This window comes from Pseudomonas sp. ICMP22404 (genome assembly GCF_006227205.1).
In the GTDB taxonomy this organism is placed as follows: Bacteria; Pseudomonadota; Gammaproteobacteria; order Pseudomonadales; family Pseudomonadaceae; genus Aquipseudomonas.
Map to the genome: position 1 here is coordinate 367813 of NZ_VCNG01000001.1, position 16528 is coordinate 384340.

General features: G+C 62.0%; 15 protein-coding genes. 3 read left to right on the forward strand and 12 right to left on the reverse strand.

Annotated elements, in window-relative coordinates; translation table 11 throughout:
* Positions 1-2 precede the first annotated feature (2 nt).
* Positions 3-746 (forward strand): hypothetical protein, encoded by a 744-nt coding sequence (locus FGE05_RS01705; RefSeq protein WP_041021879.1) that lies wholly within the window; start codon positions 3-5, stop codon positions 744-746.
* Here FGE05_RS01705 and FGE05_RS01710 read toward each other — a convergent pair.
* The 7 genes from FGE05_RS01710 to FGE05_RS01740 all read right to left on the reverse strand — a co-directional run bounded on the left by FGE05_RS01710 (position 743) and on the right by FGE05_RS01740 (position 10105).
* Positions 743-3223, reverse strand: a complete 2481-nt coding sequence (locus FGE05_RS01710) for a DUF2235 domain-containing protein (RefSeq protein WP_257225554.1) — start codon at positions 3221-3223, stop codon at positions 743-745. The genes FGE05_RS01705 and FGE05_RS01710 overlap by 4 nt on opposite strands.
* A complete protein-coding gene (locus tag FGE05_RS01715) occupies positions 3208-3675 on the reverse strand; it encodes a DUF3304 domain-containing protein (RefSeq protein WP_257225555.1) in 468 nt (155 codons plus the stop codon). Before FGE05_RS01715 ends, FGE05_RS01710 begins: the two co-directional genes overlap by 16 nt.
* A gap of 50 nt (positions 3676-3725) precedes the next feature.
* Positions 3726-4538, reverse strand: a complete 813-nt coding sequence (locus FGE05_RS01720; protein WP_176562969.1) for a DUF4123 domain-containing protein — start codon at positions 4536-4538, stop codon at positions 3726-3728.
* 24 nt (positions 4539-4562) lie between these two features.
* Positions 4563-6659: a type VI secretion system tip protein TssI/VgrG gene (gene tssI, locus FGE05_RS01725; protein WP_139641063.1), complete on the reverse strand. Its 2097-nt coding sequence runs from the start codon at positions 6657-6659 to the stop codon at positions 4563-4565.
* A 220-nt stretch (positions 6660-6879) separates the two neighbouring features.
* Positions 6880-7512, reverse strand: a complete 633-nt coding sequence (gene rhtB / locus FGE05_RS01730) for a homoserine/homoserine lactone efflux protein (protein WP_139641065.1) — start codon at positions 7510-7512, stop codon at positions 6880-6882.
* 101 nt (positions 7513-7613) lie between these two features.
* A complete protein-coding gene (locus tag FGE05_RS01735) occupies positions 7614-8195 on the reverse strand; it encodes a mechanosensitive ion channel family protein (RefSeq protein ID WP_041022638.1) in 582 nt (193 codons plus the stop codon).
* Positions 8195-10105 (reverse strand): ATP-binding cassette domain-containing protein, encoded by a 1911-nt coding sequence (locus FGE05_RS01740; protein WP_139641067.1) that lies wholly within the window; start codon positions 10103-10105, stop codon positions 8195-8197. The genes FGE05_RS01735 and FGE05_RS01740 overlap by 1 nt, the downstream gene beginning before the upstream one ends.
* A 50-nt stretch (positions 10106-10155) precedes the next feature.
* Here FGE05_RS01740 and FGE05_RS01745 point away from each other — a divergent pair, with 50 nt between their 5' ends.
* On the forward strand, positions 10156-10620 hold the full coding sequence (locus FGE05_RS01745) for a TIGR02444 family protein (protein WP_139641070.1): 465 nt from the start codon (positions 10156-10158) through the stop codon (positions 10618-10620).
* On the opposite strand, the gene FGE05_RS01750 is transcribed toward FGE05_RS01745, so the two are convergent.
* Complete coding sequence (locus FGE05_RS01750) at positions 10617-11813, reverse strand: AlgP family protein (RefSeq protein WP_139641072.1); 1197 nt, start codon at positions 11811-11813, stop codon at positions 10617-10619. The genes FGE05_RS01745 and FGE05_RS01750 overlap by 4 nt on opposite strands.
* A gap of 191 nt (positions 11814-12004) precedes the next feature.
* On the opposite strand from FGE05_RS01750, the gene FGE05_RS01755 reads away from it, so the two are divergent.
* Positions 12005-12670 (forward strand): FKBP-type peptidyl-prolyl cis-trans isomerase, encoded by a 666-nt coding sequence (locus FGE05_RS01755; RefSeq protein ID WP_139641074.1) that lies wholly within the window; start codon positions 12005-12007, stop codon positions 12668-12670.
* Between the two features lie 57 nt (positions 12671-12727).
* Here the strand turns inward: FGE05_RS01755 and FGE05_RS01760 are convergent, their stop codons facing one another.
* The 4 genes from FGE05_RS01760 to FGE05_RS29995 form a co-directional block, all read right to left on the reverse strand.
* Positions 12728-13186 (reverse strand): Rsd/AlgQ family anti-sigma factor, encoded by a 459-nt coding sequence (locus tag FGE05_RS01760; protein ID WP_041022643.1) that lies wholly within the window; start codon positions 13184-13186, stop codon positions 12728-12730.
* A 175-nt stretch (positions 13187-13361) separates the two neighbouring features.
* Positions 13362-13904: a disulfide bond formation protein B gene (locus tag FGE05_RS01765; RefSeq protein ID WP_139641076.1), complete on the reverse strand. Its 543-nt coding sequence runs from the start codon at positions 13902-13904 to the stop codon at positions 13362-13364.
* A 242-nt stretch (positions 13905-14146) separates the two neighbouring features.
* Positions 14147-15394 carry a heme biosynthesis HemY N-terminal domain-containing protein gene (locus tag FGE05_RS01770; protein ID WP_139641078.1) on the reverse strand — a complete coding sequence of 416 codons (1248 nt, stop codon included), beginning with the start codon at positions 15392-15394 and terminating at the stop codon, positions 14147-14149.
* Positions 15391-16521 (reverse strand): uroporphyrinogen-III C-methyltransferase, encoded by a 1131-nt coding sequence (locus tag FGE05_RS29995; RefSeq protein WP_257225577.1) that lies wholly within the window; start codon positions 16519-16521, stop codon positions 15391-15393. The genes FGE05_RS01770 and FGE05_RS29995 overlap by 4 nt, the downstream gene beginning before the upstream one ends.
* Between the last annotated feature and the right edge of the window lie 7 nt (positions 16522-16528).

The following is a 16528-nucleotide window of genomic DNA, read 5'->3' on the forward strand; positions in this document are numbered from 1 at the left end:
CCATGCGCACATGGATAGGCATCATGGCCCTGGCCTGCGCGTTCGGTGCGCAGGCGGCCCCGAAAGTCGCCGTTACCGACCTGGCTTACCAGCAACGGGTGGAGGAATACATCCACACCGTTTCGGCCCAGAGCAACTTCCAGGCAAACACCTACAGCGCCAGCGCGTCGTCGAGCTACGACGAGATGGAAGCCACCAGCAGCTACATCGAGCAGGGCGAACTGCGCAAGTTCACCGGAGACATCAAGGGTGAAATCCTGCGCAGCGGCATGTTCCAGCTGGTACAGGGCACGCCTCACACCGAGTCCTCCACCGGCGACGTCTACGATGTGATCAAGCGCATTAAGGCCGGACGTTTCAAGGGCGCCGACTACGTGTTGTTCGGTACGGTATCGGACATCGACTTCACCCGCGACATCAATGAGCTGGCCAACACCGACAGCTACTCGGCAGTGCTTGGGCTGACCCTGGTGGCCGACTTCAGCCTGATCAATACCCGCACCTTCGAAATCACTTCGGCGTTCACCGCCATGGGTGAAGGCCAGGACACCAAATTGCTGAACCACCGAGACGCGCGCATCAGCCTCAACCGCCCCCGTGTGGTACGCGACGTGTCCAAGGCCCTGGGTGAAGACGTGGCTCGACAACTGAGCGAACAGCTCGGCGGTCCAAGCCATGAGTTACCCGGCGAGCCCGTACCGCGCAATAACCTGCCACGGGACACCGCGCCGGTGATCCTGCGCTAAGCATCAGGGCCCCTGTTCTCCAGATCGGGAACAGGGGCCCTGATGGCGTCATCAAGCGTTTGCCTGAGCCGCCCCAACCAGCCACTCTCAGGCTTTCTCGCCGATTGTTCGTGCAACGATGCTGACGACGACCAGGCCTGTGCCAGCTTCAAGACATTTGCGACTTGCCGCGTGTAGGCACGAACCTCATCGAGCCCTTCGACCAACGGCAGGGCGATGCCGGTGGCGCTATCAAAGGCCTCGATCGTCGGAGCGACGCCGAGCTTGCCACGGAACAACGGGATACCGAGCCCCGGCATCAACAGGCCCACCAACAGCCGTGGATCGCGGCGGCTGACACTCAGGCCAACACTGGCGAGCGCCACGGCCACGCCAATGACCTGGCCGGCCGTTGCCAACAGCGACAGGCGTTTATTGGACTCGTCATCGAAAAAAATCGCCCGATATCGAAAGTAATCACTGAACACTTCCCGCTCGTCCAGCGCCGCATTCATGAACCAGGCGCGAGAGTCGTGGACATGTTCATCGAACAACCGCACCAGCTCCCTCGCGTCTTCATCGCGAGGCGCCAGATCTTCACCGAACCAGCGCATGACCTCCCGATTGCCGGCCCGGCGCAGGTCACGGTATTCCTCGGCCTCATCCTGCTCGTTGAGCAGGTATACCAAGCCGCCTACCGACGCATTAATGAGACGACCTTGGCTCAGGCCCGAACCGAAGGGACTCAGGCTCCACTCAGGTATGTAGTCGCGGCGAAAATCCAGCATGGCGTCGTGTAGCTGTCGCTGATCCAGGCTCGGCTCGAACGTCTTTGCCGGATTGAGCGCGATCTCGTGCGCACCAGTCCGTTGTTCATAAGCACGCTTCAGGGCCAAGTGTCTTTCATGCTCAACGGAGGCAGCGGGCGGCTCCTTACCGGCACGCAGGGCAGTATCTTCCTCCCGTTGTCGCAGGTGCAGCGCGGTGAAGGCCGAACGTTCCTCTTCGCTCATGTCCTTGCCCTGCACATGGGCCCAGGCCGAAGTCGTGCGAAAGAGAAAATTGGCATAGCGACTGATGCGCCAACCAGTGATCAATCCGGCTTCCCGGGCCATCACCTCTTCGAGCGGCCCATTGTCCTGGGCATCGAGCCAGATGTTGAAGCGACGGGTCAGTGTTGGGGAGATGTCGAAAGCCTCGTACGTCGCGCCATCCATGACCAACCACGGCCAGCGCTCTTTCTGCTCATCGCTGAGGGCATCGGCGGGGGCCTGCAAGGGAGCACCGACCTGATAGGCCTCATGAAACATGTGCTGCAGGGGCAATTGGGACAGCAGCTCGTGATTGCCTCCCAATGCCTTACCCTGGTCTCCCGGCGGATACCCCCCGCCAACATCCGAGTGCACACCCGGATAGAGGTATTCAAACGTACCCGCGCGATAGGTGGAGGGACAATCGGGATCGTCGGGGTTGGCTTTTCGACGGATCGAATCCAAGGGAAAACTGCCCCGCTGCTCATGGGCTGCGACCAGGTGCACACAACGCTCCAGGAATACCGGCGACTCGGGCAAGCGTAGCGAACCGTCCGCCCAGCCCATGTGACCGCTGACAAAGGGCGCCAGATACGCCATGCCCACCGATGCCACCGTGTCGAACAGACCGAGGAAACCGACGCTGATGGGCACACCGGCGAACAGGTAGCAGGTTTCGCCGTTCGCCTCGACTTCGGTCAGTTGTTGTAACCACTGGGTAAACGTCCGGGCCTGGGCGGCGCCACGGGAGAAGCCATAGACATACAGGCGCAGAGCCTTGATCCGGGGGATCGAGCGACTGGCGTGCAAGCGCTCGACAGTCTCGCCCAAGACGGTCAATGGCTCTTGCAGCACGGCCCGCCGGCGCTGTTGTCCGCGGTCGAGTACATCGCCGAAGCCACTGCTCATCTGCCGGACCCAGGCAACGGCTTGCATCGGTTCCAGGTGTGACTCGCCACAGTGTCGACGCAAAGCATCGATCAGCCGCGTCAGGCCCCAGTTGATACGATTTTCTCCACCGCGAGCCGCCACCAGCCCCATGGCGTCAGGTTCAGACTCGCCGATTTCCGGGAACTCGGTGCCGACACCCTGCATGTAATAGGCATAGAAACCTGCCTCATTGGCCCGGCTTTGCCCCGGACCGCCCCCCCTACCCAGGCAGGCGTGATACAGCCGCGCCACGTTGCTGGTGGTCGGCGGGTGGTTCCGTTTGTCTGTGGGTTCGTGGTTATTGGTGCCGTCAAAACACACCGTGATATGCAACACGTCCATGCAGGGTGGGCCGGAATAGGGAACATTCGCCTCCCTGCAAGCCGCCCTGGAAATGTCTGCAGCTTCAATCAGGGTTCTCTGCTGTTCGACCTGATTGCGCGCCACGTCTTCAGGCGTTCGCGGCAACATGCCCTCACTCGTGAAGAATGGCGTGGCGGCCAGGGCCTGCGCCCCGCTTTTCAATGTACCGGGCATGGCGACGGCGCCTCCATTCTGGAGGGGAAACCGAAAGGATAACCGGGCTTGCCCGGCAACATCACCCCCGCGGACACGGCGACTTGATCGCAAGGCAGGAAGTGCACATCGACCACACCGAGCCGCTCGTAGGACGCCACTTCTGCCCAGACCCTGTGCCGGCTGTAGCCGGCCCGATGTGCGTTCATCCGTGCCCGCCATTCATCGGTGTGCCGTTGCTCCGGCCAACGGCCATAAGCGTGGGGCGCCGGATCCTTCTCCCACTCCACCAACACCTTCAGCCCCGGACGCCATTGGGCAGGCATTGCGACGCAACAGTTCTGCTTGCCTCCGCCGCCATAAGGCCCGATGTCCGGCCCACCGTTGCGGTTGACGCTGAAGTGATGGATGGCCGCCGCCGTGTGGTTATAGCCTTCGATGGGTGTACCGATCAGGGTAGTTTGCGCAGGCATGCAACCGCAAAGAACACCGAAGACCGACAGCCCCCATGTCCTCATGCACGTCATGGGTCGATACCTCGCTCACCCTTCGCTTGCGCGGCGCATTTCGCGAGCCAGCCCTGGAGAAACTGCTCCCGCGCCATGCCTATCAGTTGCTGGCGGTCTGCATCGACATGAACGCGAAAGGCCTGGTAGGTGAACATCTCGAACGAATCGAAACCGTATGTACTCGGAAGGATTTCCTGACGAATACACCATTGTTGCGTATCGCTGAGGGCGCCCACCTCAGTGACTTGCGCATCGCTCAATCGCAACGCCAACGCGCCCCGCCCTGCCGCCCTCTGCCGGACATCGAACCCCGCCATCTGGCAGGCCTTGCCATCGCGGTCGATCCATTGCCAATTGATAACACCCTCATGGAGCATCTTGAGCTGGTCGGGATCGAGCAGTTCACACACGAGCCTGAACAAGCGGGTGTCGTAGTAGCGCAGCACACCGCTTTTGTGGCCCTGCTCCCATTCGGCCTGGGTGCACCACCCCAGACGTTCGCCAAGGGCATCGAACGACCAGCGGCTGAACAGCGCCAGCACCCGCGAACGGCGGTAGCACACCTGGAGAAAGCCCGACAGCCAGTCCCGCTGCGCGGTATTGAACAGCAGAACCCGCACCAGCACGGGCCCCTGGTCGGCGAAGGCACGCTCGGGGGAGTCCTGAAACAGAAGCCGGTAGCGCGGCGACGGTGCGAGTTGGTTCAACCGTCGCAACAGCGGATAGTCGAACAGCGCGCAGTCGATCAGCAGATCCACATGAGCGAGGCCGCAGGCCTTGGCCTGGGCGCATAGATGTTGCAGCCATTGCAGGGCAGTTGGAGACATGATCATCCTTGAAAGTTGAACCGCTCAGAGGCGGGAGGCCAGGCCTTTGGCCTGAGCTTGGGCCTGTTGAAAGCAGCGCTTGCACAGCACGCCGATCGACAAGGGCGAGCGACCTGCCGGCGGCCCGGTCGCGGCTTCGCTTATCGCGACGGCACCCGTCGAAGTGCCTGCATGTCTAGACTCAGGCTCGTCGGTTTCGCCCGGTCGGCGGGCCGGTTTGTACCGCAGAGCCGCTCCAGGACCCGGACCACCTCCCTGCTCGACGGCAATGCTGCTGAAAATGCCGTCAGCACCAATGCGCAGGAAATGCCCACCGCCCTCCAGGGTCAGCTGCGATCCGGACTTGACTGTCAGGGCACCTGCGCATTCGAGCTGCAGGACCTGCCCGGCTCGGATTACCAGGGTCTCGCCAGCCTGTGCATGGAAGCTGCCGTTGATGTTGAGAAAGTCGTCGGCATCCAGTTGCGTCACGCGATGCCCTCCGACGGTGTGGTGCTCCTCGCCCCGCACTTCGCTGTAACGCTGACCGGCCAGGGTAATGCGCTGGTCGCGGCCGATCTCCAGCGTGTGGTCATTGCGCACGTTGGCGAACAGGTCGCGTTCGGCCCGCAAATAGATCCGTTCAGCCCCCTTTCGGTCTTCGATGTGCAATTCGTTGCTGCCACCCCCTCCCGGTGAACTCCGGCTCTTGAAGACACTGCGGGTGTCGTTGAGGGGTAACCCATGGGGAACCGGGTTGGCCTGGTTCGGCACGCAACCGGTGATCAGCGGTTGATCGGGGTCGCCTGCAAGGAAGGTGACCACGACTTCCATGCCGACCCGGGGGATCAACTGGGTGCCGAAGCCATCCCCTGCCCACCCCGTGGCAACCCGCACCCAGCAACTGCTCCGTTCCGGGTTACCTTCGGCGCGATCCCAATGGAATCGGACCTTGACCCGACCATACTCGTCGCAATGAATCTCGCTGCCTTGCGGGCCGCTGACCGTGGCCGTCTCACTGACCAGCAGCGGTCGCCGATGCCTCACGGACGGGCGATAGAACACGTCCCACGGAATCGCCTTGAACCGGTTGCCATAGCCCTGCTCCGGATTCCCCTCCCCCACATCGCCAATGGCATCTTCAAGGACTTGGGGTTGCGAACCTTCATGCCTGAGCCAGGTGAGCAACCAACGCTGGTTCCAGCAAGCCCGGCCGTGGTTCTCCAGCCTCATGAAATGCCCGCTCACCAGGGCTGGCTGGTTGCTGCCACCTTCGGCAACGCAGGTGTCTCTTTGCCGGCGTTGCAGGGCCCGCAGGGCCGCCTGTCGGCCTTGGGCCAATGTCAGGAAACGCCCTGGCGCGTAGGCATAGTCCTCGCGATCCGGCTGCGCGCCCTCTTCGCCAAACGGCTTGTGTCGAGAGGCACCTTCCAGGGTCAGGCGAGGCTTTTCGAAATCATGGTCACGCCGGGTGACCCGGCTGGTGGCGCCTCGTACCCGAACGGAGAAGGTCCTGATCGTGGGTTCGTCGGCGACCATCGCGCTGTCAGGCACGAACGGTGTAGGTGGAAGACTCCTGAACCGGGACTGGTCATCACCAAATACCAGGACATGCCGCTGCGGCCCATGCTCGAAGTGGTAATGCCAACCTTCTTCTTCGCACAGACGCTGGATAAAGGCCAGGTCGCTTTCTTCGTACTGGGTGCAATAGTCCCGGGGCGGATATTCCGTGGGGCCCAGTTGAAAACGAAAGGCATCTTCCAGCAGACCCTGCAGCTTGAGCACCTCGGTGATGATCTGGCGAACGGTCTGCCGCTGGAAGATTCGCCGATTGAAAGCCAGGTCGAGACTGCTCAGGCGCGGCACCAGCGTCGCGTGATAATGGGTCAGCCGCTGCCCGGACTCACCCACGGCGAAATCCGCGATTTGCCCATGGATGCCATTGCCCAGGGTATCGAAAGCCAGGAAGGCGGGACGATGCAGAAACCGCTCAAGCGCCAGGCCGGCGAGCTCGCTGACGAGCCTGATCCTGAATTGAAAAGGTCGACTGATGGCCTCCGTGCCCTCGAAGGCGAGCACACCGAACTCATGGGGCACGCTGTCGATCGTGAACCTGAACTGCGCTGTGGAGGGAGCGGGCATTGGCGGTCACCGGATGAACGAGAGAGCCCCCATGATCGAAAAATCGACGCGGGCCGTATGCCGCCTCAATCCGAACACCGCATAAGTAAATTCCCCGCTTACCCCCAGTTCGGTCTGTCAGAAAAGGTGGATTTGTAGGCTGATACCTACCCGCAAGACAAAAAAAATGTGGGAGCGAGTCTGCTCGCTCCCACAGGTTTCAAGCCGTAGCAAAAAAGCTTTACACGGCGGCTTTGCGAATCGTCGCCAGTAGACCCGCCGCGCCAATGAACAACCCGGCGAAGGTCCGGTTCATCCGCCTTTGCTGCGTGGGAGTGCGCAACAGGCGCAGGACTTTGGAGGCCAGCCCGGTGTAGCCGGCCATGACGATGAGGTCGACGCCAATCATGGTCACGCCCAGGATCAGGTACTGTTTGAGCAGAGGGGCATGGGGATCGATGAACTGCGGCAGTACCGCCAGCATGAACACCAATGCCTTGGGGTTGCTGATGTTCACCAGAAAGCCACGGAACATCAGCGCCAAGGGCTTGCCGATGGGCCGTGGAGTGGCGTCATCGCTGATCTCGCCGGGGATGGCTCGCCACTGCTTGATGCCCAGGAACACCAGGTAGGCAACCCCGAACCATTTGATTGCATAGAACGCCGTGGCTGAGGTGGAGAGGATCGCGCCGACGCCCGCTGCGACAATCACGATCTGCAATGCCAGGCCCAATTGCAGGCCCAGGGCATTCCAGTAGCCACGCCAGAAACCGTACTGCAGACCGCTGGACATCGATGCGATGGCACCCGCGCCCGGCGAAAGACTGATCACCCAACAAGCGGCGAAAAACGCCAGCCATGTTTCCAGCACCATTGCACACCTCGGCCAAGATTCGTCTAGACGACTAAACTAATGCGCCGCCGAGCAACTGACCATCGTTATTTTTCAAAAACCCGCGGCGTGCCAAGGGCTGGCTATTCGACGAAACCACCCACCGGAAAAGCCTCGCTGCCGCGCCAACGCCGGACCGAACGCTGGAAGAACAAGCTGTTGGGCACTTGCACCATGGAGCTGCCGGTGCCGAGCTCCTCGGGTTCGATCAAGGTGGTGTAAAGCAGGTTGATCGCCACCACTCGCCCTTTGATGCCGGGCTTGTCGGTCGCTTCCACCAGCTCGACCACATCGCCCAGGCGAAAGGGTCCGACGGTGTAGATCAGGACGGCGCACAGCAGGTTCGACAACACGCTCCAGATGGCGAAAAACGCCACCGCCGCCACCGCGACGAAGCCGGAAATCGCGGTCCACAATACCGTGGCCGATACCCCCAGGCGCTCGAGCACCACCAGCACCGCACTGCCCATGATCAGCCAGCGCAGCACGCCCCGCAGAACGATCAATAGGTGAGGTGGAAACGGGTAGCGCTCGCCGAGTCCCGTCAGCGCACGCGCCACGACACGCTGCATCACGTAACCGACCAGCAGGATCAGCAGGACTTGCACGCCGAGCCAGAGCGGCTCGATCCACATGACCGGGATGGGCAAGGTCAACGCTTCCATCAGGACAGCGCCTCCAGCTCCGCTTGCAGGGTTTCCAGCAATTCCAGGGCTTGCATCCACGCCTCCTCCAGCTCCGCTTCCCGCACCTTCAACCGGGCCTGTTCGGCCAGCAGATCGCGCAGTTCATCCTTGCGCGCCGCCTCGTAGAGACCACTGTCCCCGAGGCGGGTTTCGATTTCATGCAGTTTTTCATGCAGCTTGCCCAGCTCGGATTCGAGCTTGTCGGCCTCGCGCTTGTGCGGTGCCAGCTGCTGTCGCAGGGCAGCGGCGGCCTGGCGCTGGGCTTTCTTGTCGGTCTTGTCCGGGTTCGCCGACGTCGTGCTGACCGGCGCATTGCGCTGGCGGTAGTCCACCAGCCAACGGGCATAGTCTTCGAGGTCGCCGTCGAACTCCTCGACCTTGCCGTCGGCAACCAGGAAGAAATTGTCCGTGGTGCTCTTGAGCAGATGCCGATCGTGAGACACCACCAGCACCGCCCCGCTGAACTCCTGCAAGGCCATGGTGAGGGCCAGACGCATTTCCAGGTCCAGGTGGTTGGTCGGTTCGTCGAGCAAGAGCAGGTTCGGCCTCTCCCACGCGATCAGGGCCAGCGCCAGACGTGCCTTCTCGCCACCGGAGAAATTCAGCACCGGCTCGTCGATGCGCGCGCCGCGGAAGTCAAAGCCGCCGAGGAAGTCACGCAGGGTCTGTTCGCGTTCGGTCGGCGCCAGGCGCTGCAAGTGCAACAACGGGCTGGCCTTGGCATCGAGTGAATCCAGCTGGTGCTGAGCGAAATAGCCGACCACGGTGTTCTCGCCACGGGTCAGGCGCCCGGCCAGGGGCTGGAGTTCACCGGAGAGGTTCTTGATCAGGGTCGATTTACCGGCACCGTTGGGGCCCAGCAGGCCAATCCGGGCACCGGGCGTCAGCTGCAGCTTGACCTTCTCCAGTACAGTCTTGTCGCCATAGCCCAGTCGCGCATCGGACAGGTCGATCAATGGGCTGGAGATCTTGGTCGACTCGCGGAAGACAAAATCGAACGGCGAATCGACGTGGGCCGCCGACAGCTCCTCCATCCGTTCCAGTGCCTTGATCCGGCTCTGGGCCTGACGAGCCTTGGTGGCCTGGGCCTTGAAGCGGGCGATGTAGCTTTCCATGTGCGCACGCTGCGCCTGCTGCTTTTCGTAGGCCTGCTGTTGCTGGGCCAGGCGCTCGGCACGGGCGCGCTCGAAAGCCGTATAGCCACCGCGATACAGGACGAGCTTGCGCTGATCGACGTGGGCGACGTGGTCCACCACTGCGTCGAGAAAATCACGGTCGTGGGAAATCAGCAGCAGAGTGCCCGGGTAACTCTTGAGCCAGTCCTCGAGCCAGATGATGGCGTCGAGGTCCAAGTGGTTGGTCGGCTCGTCGAGCAGCAGCAGATCCGAGGGGCACATCAAGGCCTGGGCCAGGTTCAGGCGCATCCGCCAGCCGCCGGAAAAATCCCCGACCTGGCGGTCCATCTGTTCGTTGGTAAACCCCAGGCCGGCGAGCAATTTGCGGGCGCGGGCATCGGCGGTATAGCCGTCGGCGCTGTCGAGCTCCGAATGCAACCGGGCCAGGGCGGCGCCGTCGTGAGCCGCTTCGGCGACAGCCAGCTCGCGTTGAACCTGACGCAGGCGTATATCGCCGTCGAGCACATAGTCCACCGCCAGGCGTTCGAGGGTATCCACCTCCTGGCGCATGTGGGCAATACGCCAGTCAGCGGGCAGCGAGCAATCACCGGAGTCCGGGTGAAGCTCGCCTCGCAACAAGGCGAACAGGCTCGATTTGCCGGCGCCGTTGGCACCGATGAGGCCAGCTTTGTGGCCGGCGTGCAGGGTCAGCTCGGCGTCTTCTAGCAGACGTTGCGGGCCACGCTGTAAAGTCAGGTTCTGAAGTCGGATCATAATGGCGGCGGAGTCTACCAGCTTCGCTCGCAACTGGCGCGAGTAGCACGATGTCCTCTGACCTGTGGAGTTTCTCTCTCGACCTCTATGCCCGGCCCGGCGTGGAGCAGAGCTGCCTGGCCTTGCAGGAGGCTGGCGCGAGTGTCTGCCTGCTGCTTTGCGGCCTGTGGCTGGAACAGCGCGGCGTGGCCTGCGATGCACAAAGACTGCAACAGCTTCGGATGTTGGCAGAGCCTTGGGACAAAGAAGTGGTACAGCCATTACGGACGCTTCGCACCCAATGGAAAGCGGAGGCCGTTCAAGACACGGACCTCACTCACCTGCGCGAGCAGGTCAAGAAACTGGAGCTGCAAGCCGAGCGGTGTCTGTTGGAGCGATTGGAGGCCGTGGCTGCACATTGGCCTGAGGGCCAACAGGAAGATTCAGGTCGATGGCTGCAAGGGCTGGCGGCGAATGCCGGGCCAGCGAACCACGACGCGCTGCATCAGCTGCGCGTCGCGGTCTCCAGCACTTAGGAAGCGCTGGTTGGGGTGCTGGTGCTCGGCGCAACGGAAGCGGATGGGCTGACCGTCGAAGCCGGAGTGCTGGCGGCTGGAGCAGGGGTCGCTGTCGGGGCCGGCGACGCAGGCTTGGCGGCTGGCGCAGTCGCGGGCTTGGTAGCGGCCGGCTTTTTCACAGCGGGTTTTGCAGCTGGCTTGGCAGCAGCAGGTTTCGCTGCTGGTTTTACAGCCGCAGGTTTGGCAGCGGCCGGCTTGGCGGCAGCTGGCTTGGCGGCGGGTTTGGCCGCAGCCGGTTTGGTCGCAGCCTTGGCTGGTGCCTTGGCAGCGGCTGGCTTGGCAGCGGCGACAGGTTTGGCAGCAGCAGGTTTGGCGGCAGGCGTTTTCGTCGCGGCTGGTTTAGCAGCAGCTGTTTTCGTCGCTGCTGGTTTGGCAGCGGCCGCTTTGGTCGCCGCGGGTTTGGCAGCTGGCTTCGCCGCGACAGCTTTTACAGGCGCTTTGGCAACCGGTTTAGCCGCAGCGGTTTTCGTCGCGGCGGGTTTGGCGGCGGTTGTTTTAGCAGCAGGTTTGACAGCCGCTTTTGCAGCAGGCTTGGCGGCCGCTGTTTTTGCAACAGGCTTGGCGGTGGCTTTGACAGCGGTTTTTTTGGCCGTCGGTTTAGCAGCGCTGGCAGCGACCGGTTTAGCCGCAGGCTTGCTTGCCGCTTTGGCCGATGCTTTCGCGGCAGGCTTGGCAGCTGCCTTGGCCGGTGTTTTTGCCGCGACAGGTTTAGCAACCGGTTTCTTGGCCGATACAGCGGCAGGCTTGGCCGCACGAAGCGTCAGCGCCTTGCCGGCAGCTTCTTGCACGCGACCAACACCCTGGGCCAGCTTCAGGCTTTCCTGGGCATCACGCTTGAGTTGCAGAATGTAGCCGCGGGTTTCGGACTGACGATCCTTCAGGGCATCGAGCAGGTCTTCGAGTTCTTTCACGACGTCCTTGGCCTTGGCTTGTGCCTTGGCCTTGCCGGCGGTGGCTGCGTCTTGCAGTTTGGTGCGCGACTTGTGCAGTTTTTCCTGCGCCTTGCCGCGTTGTTTTTCCAGTTTGGCGAGCAATTTTTCAGCATCAGCCAGGGCTTGGGAGCAGGCATTTTCCAAATGATCGAGCAAGGCGCCCGAGAGTTGTTGGAGCAAGTGCAACGGAGTGTTTACAGGCTTCTTGGGGGCCGACATGGTTTACCTCCTGACTGACGTGAGTGCGGCTCATACTAGACCTCTGCTGCAACCGCCGCTAGGGCATGTTGACAGTACACAGGACGTTGCGTTGCAAGAGACAAAAAATCTTCTGCGCCATTGCCGGAGCAATCTCACTTCGCAGCGATCGGCGCTGGCATAATTCCTCCATTCGAGCTCGGAGAGCACACATGTCGCGTCACCTGTTTTTCCTCCTGTGCATGGTTTGCTCCATGGTCCAGGCGGTTGAAAAAACCAGCGCAAACGATGCCCATGACCTGGCCTACAGCCTGGGTGCGAGCCTGGGGGAGCGCCTGCGCCAGGACGTGCCCGACCTGCAGATACAGGCATTGCTGGAGGGCCTGCAACAGGCCTACCTGGGCAAGCCGCTGGCGCTCAAGGATGAACGCATCGAACAGATCCTGGCCAAGCATCAGGCACAGCTGACAGCGCAATCGACGACCCCACAGATTGAAGTGGCGCTGAAGACAGAGCAGAAATTTCTCAACGAGGAAAGAAACCGGCCAGGTGTAAAACAGTTGGAGGACGGCATCCTGCTGACTGAACTCAAGCCTGGCAACGGGGTGAAAGCCGGCCCCCACGGCAAGGTCCAGGTGCTGTATACCGGTCGATTGCCCGACGGCACCGTGTTCGACTCCAACCACCAGGCGCAGTGGTTCAGTCTCGACAGCGTGATCGATGGCTGGCGCAGCGCGTTGCCGCAGATGCCCGTAGGCGCGAAATGGCGACTGGTGATTCCTTCGACCCAGGCCTATGGCGCCGAAGGTGCCGGGGATGTGATTCCACCGTTCACGCCACTGGTGTTCGAGATCGAGTTGCTGGGTGCGACGAGCTGACATTGCCCAAACGAAAAACGGTGCGCAATGCGCACCGTTTTTTTTGCAGCAGAACCGTCAAGCCTGGACCGCCGCCTCTTCCTTATGGGCGTTATGCAGCACTTCGATCAGACAGTCTTCCAGCTCGAAGCGCTCGTGCAGCAGGCCACCCAGCTCCTTGAATTTTTCCGCTACGCATTTGCCTTCATCGCACAGGTCATTGAACGCCAGCAGCTTTTCGGTGATGACGTCGATGCGCGGGTAGATCTGTTCGGCGAGTTCCAGACCACGCTTGTCGTTGAAGGCCTTGGCCTCGCCGGTGAGCTGCTCGTAGATCTCGAAATGCCCGGCAGAGACATAGTCCACCAACACACCGCAGAACTCCTGCAACGGTTTACGGCTTTCACCCAACGCTTCAGGTTTATCACCGAGAGCATCATAGGCCCGAACCAGTTCGTGACGCTCCTGCAACCAGCGGTCGATCAGCAGATGCACCCCACCCCAGCGTTCCTGAGCATTCTGACAACTTTCGAGCATGGCGATTTCTTCCCTTGTGAGTCATGCCCCTCGCAGCCTGCATACACCTTGATGATTCATGGCAAGCCGGACACAACATGATCGAGCGGCATAATTCCAATGATACGTGCGGGCCAGATTATGCCCGCACGACAGCCGCTTCAAGGTACGCAGGCGACAAAGTTCATACAAGTGTTTAATCCGCGACTCGGATGAATTGCGACGTCTTGTCGCCCAGCGGTCGGATCAGAGCGTTCCAGACCAGGCGAAGCAGCAGGTAGGTCATTGCAATGGAGACGGCGAGGAAAAACAGCAGGCTCCATTCCGGGATGCTCAGATCGAACAGTGTCCAAGTGACGCCCGCACAGTCGACCGCGCCGTCGAGGGCTCGCTCCATGGCACTCCACCATGAACCCACGCCCTTCATTTGGGCCAGGCAATCGGGCATTGGCTCGAGCGAATGGCTTTGCAACAGAACCTGACGCCATGCCAGGGCCATTCCTCCCGACACGAAAACCAGTCCCGTCACCCCATAGAGAATGCTGCCCCTTCGACCCGGGCCATGCATGCAGGCCGCGAGACCGTTCACCAGAAACAGCACCAGGCACAAGCGCTGCAAGACACACAGGCTGCAAGGCGTCAGACCGACTGCATACTCCAGATAACTGGCGATGCCCAAAGCCAGGGCCGCGGCGGTGGAAGCCATGAAAAACAAGAAGCGAGAGCAAGCCAAAGACATGGCGGTTCCGTAACAGAAGAGACAAGCAGTTACGGTAGAGGAAAGCCCTCGGGCCTTTCAAGGCAGGCTCACGCAGACACTTCACCAAGGGTGTAGGGAATTCCCGACAGAGACGAGGGGATTCAGCGCAATCCCCTGTAGGACTTTCCCGAATACGTCATTTGAGCCTTGAGTCAGGCAGCGATCGGCGACCAATCCTCCTGGCAAAACCCACTCGAACCGCCAAACGCGATCAGTGTTTCTTAACTGGACAGCGCCTGGGCCGGAACCGGCAACGGCGCAGCAAGCAAGCGCTCATCCAGCAGTCCCAGGCCCTCCTGGAACAGCTGGTTGCTGCGCTCGGCATCGCCCAGTTGTGCCAGTAATCTCGCCAGTTCGGCACACGCTTCGGGATTGCGCTGGATCTTCAGGCTGCCTTCCAGATAATCCCGCGCCTTGCCCCACAGGCTGTTCTGCAGACACAGGCGACCCAGCGTCAACAGCAGGCTGGAATCGGCCGGATGATCCTTGAGCCAACCTTCGGCCGCTTGCAGCTGTCGCGCTGGATCATTGCCGCGGACCAACCCGTACAGCCGTGCCAGGTGGCTGTCATAGTGACGCTTGAGCGCGGTGCGCAATACTTCCTCGGCGTCGCCCTGTGCCCCCAGTTGCCGCAGTTGTTCGGCATAGGCCAACACCAACGCCGACTCCTGGCGCTGCGCGGAAGTCAGCTGTTGCCAGGCGCGGTTGAGCGACTGCAAGCCGACGCTGCCGTCCTCTTCGCGATGGGCCGCCAGGGAGAGATTTTCACCCCAGGCCCGACGCTCCAGTTCAGCCAGTTCCATCGCCGGCAAGACCTTGTCCTTGCGCAGTTCCGGCAACAGGCGAATCACCGCCGACCAATCACCACGCTGCTGATGCAGTCGTTGCAATTGACGCAGGACCTGAACGTTATGGGGATGACGATCATGCATGGCTTGCAACGTGACCAAGGCGCCGTCGGTGTCGCCCCGGTCCACCTGCAACTGTGCGTGGTTCAATGCAATGGCCAGCTCTGCCTGGGGCTGGCGTTCCAGGGCGCGCTCCAGCAGGTTGTCGCTCTGTTCGTAAAGACCTTGCTCATTAGCCGCACGCGCCGCCCCGAGGTAATACAGCAACGGCTGGCGTTCGGCTTCCGCGGCACGATGCAAATGCCGTTGGGCACTGGCCCAGCGACCTTCGGCCAGGTCCAACTGACCGTGTTCGATCGCTACTTGTATGCGCCGGCTACGATTGCGCCGCGACCACGGGTTGACCACACCGCTGGACGTAGTCACCAGGCCGATCAAGGCGCGCACGCCCCGCCACAACAACCAGAGTACCGCCACCAGCGCCAGGGTGACCCACAGGCCGGCTTCGTAGCGAAAGCTCTTGTACGCCACCAGCACGTAACCCGAATGCTCGGAAATCGCCACGCCCAACAGGGCGGCGGCAGCGATGACCACGAACAGAATCACGTAGAGACGCTTCATGGCGTGGTCTCCTGCCCAGCAGGCTTGGCCAGCGGCTTGACCGACTCCTCGGCATTCAGATTGCGACGCTCCAGATAGGCCTGGACGCTGCTCAGGGTCACGGTCAGGTCCGGCGTGACCACCGTCACCGGCTGCTTGGCCAGTTCAGCCACTCGCTCGAGCATGACCTTGCTCTGCGGGTTGTCCTGGTTGAAGTTGTTCTGCAGTACATCGCGGGCCTCGAGCAACGCCTGGGTATACACCGGCGCTTGCCCGTTGAGGGCCGCCCATTGCGCCTGCTCCAATGCCAGGCTCAGGGCCAGGCGCACCTGCATCAGGCTCTGCCCGGCCAGCAGCGGACGGACGTTCTCGTCGGCATTGAAGTCGATGCGGATATAGCGCGAGATCTGATCCCACCACTGCGCCCAGCGGCTGGCCCCGTCGCCATCGGCCGTCAGGCCCAGCAGGGATTCGCCTCGATCCTTGTACTCGGGCGCCAGCTCCGAGAGTTGCAGCACTTGCTCACGCAGGGCCCCCAGTTGCAGGAACAGCCCGGTGCGATCCGGCTGCTCGGTGCTGCGCAGCGCCGCAAGCGTCTTGGCCAACTGCTCGCGGGCAGCGAACGAGCCCGGGTCGTTCTGTTCCCGCAGGATTTCGTCGGCGCCCTGGACCAGGGCCTGGGCACTGGTGATGTCTTGCAGGGCGGAAAGACGCAGGCTGGCAAGGCGCAACAGATGCTCGGCCTCGGCCAGGCGCCAATCCTTGCGGCTGGCACCCAGTACGGTTTCCAGCCGTTGGCTCAGGTGTTGCTGGTCGCCTTGTAGCTGGGCGACCTGACGCCGTCGCTCCTCCAGCTCTTCGGCCGCCGGCATCTGCGCGAGGCGCTCGCTGAGGCGTTGCTCATTGAGCTTGAGAGTCTGGGCCTGGTCATTCAGTGCCTGGACCTGGGTGGACTGTTGCTGGTTGTTGGCCTGCAGGTGACGCACCTGCCAGACGCCCCAGCCGCCAACGGCCACGCCAGCGGCCCCCAGCAGCAATGCGACAATGGCCAACCCGTTACCGCGACGCGGCGCCACCGGTGCCGGCGTTTCCACCGGAGCATCGATCACGGGTCGGTCTTGATCTTTTGGCAAGGCTGTTTCGCTCACGTATCCA

Coding starts and splice junctions, on each gene's coding strand:
- FGE05_RS01705 (WP_041021879.1), top strand. CDS start 3: ATGCGCACATGGATAGGCATCATGGCCCTGGCCTGCGCGTTCGGTGCG.
- FGE05_RS01710 (WP_257225554.1), bottom strand. CDS start 3,223: ATGCCCGGTACATTGAAAAGCGGGGCGCAGGCCCTGGCCGCCACGCCA.
- FGE05_RS01715 (WP_257225555.1), bottom strand. CDS start 3,675: ATGCCTGCGCAAACTACCCTGATCGGTACACCCATCGAAGGCTATAAC.
- FGE05_RS01720 (WP_176562969.1), bottom strand. CDS start 4,538: ATGTCTCCAACTGCCCTGCAATGGCTGCAACATCTATGCGCCCAGGCC.
- tssI (WP_139641063.1), bottom strand. CDS start 6,659: ATGCCCGCTCCCTCCACAGCGCAGTTCAGGTTCACGATCGACAGCGTG.
- rhtB (WP_139641065.1), bottom strand. CDS start 7,512: ATGGTGCTGGAAACATGGCTGGCGTTTTTCGCCGCTTGTTGGGTGATC.
- FGE05_RS01735 (WP_041022638.1), bottom strand. CDS start 8,195: ATGGAAGCGTTGACCTTGCCCATCCCGGTCATGTGGATCGAGCCGCTC.
- FGE05_RS01740 (WP_139641067.1), bottom strand. CDS start 10,105: ATGATCCGACTTCAGAACCTGACTTTACAGCGTGGCCCGCAACGTCTG.
- FGE05_RS01745 (WP_139641070.1), top strand. CDS start 10,156: ATGTCCTCTGACCTGTGGAGTTTCTCTCTCGACCTCTATGCCCGGCCC.
- FGE05_RS01750 (WP_139641072.1), bottom strand. CDS start 11,813: ATGTCGGCCCCCAAGAAGCCTGTAAACACTCCGTTGCACTTGCTCCAA.
- FGE05_RS01755 (WP_139641074.1), top strand. CDS start 12,005: ATGTCGCGTCACCTGTTTTTCCTCCTGTGCATGGTTTGCTCCATGGTC.
- FGE05_RS01760 (WP_041022643.1), bottom strand. CDS start 13,186: ATGCTCGAAAGTTGTCAGAATGCTCAGGAACGCTGGGGTGGGGTGCAT.
- FGE05_RS01765 (WP_139641076.1), bottom strand. CDS start 13,904: ATGTCTTTGGCTTGCTCTCGCTTCTTGTTTTTCATGGCTTCCACCGCC.
- FGE05_RS01770 (WP_139641078.1), bottom strand. CDS start 15,394: ATGAAGCGTCTCTACGTGATTCTGTTCGTGGTCATCGCTGCCGCCGCC.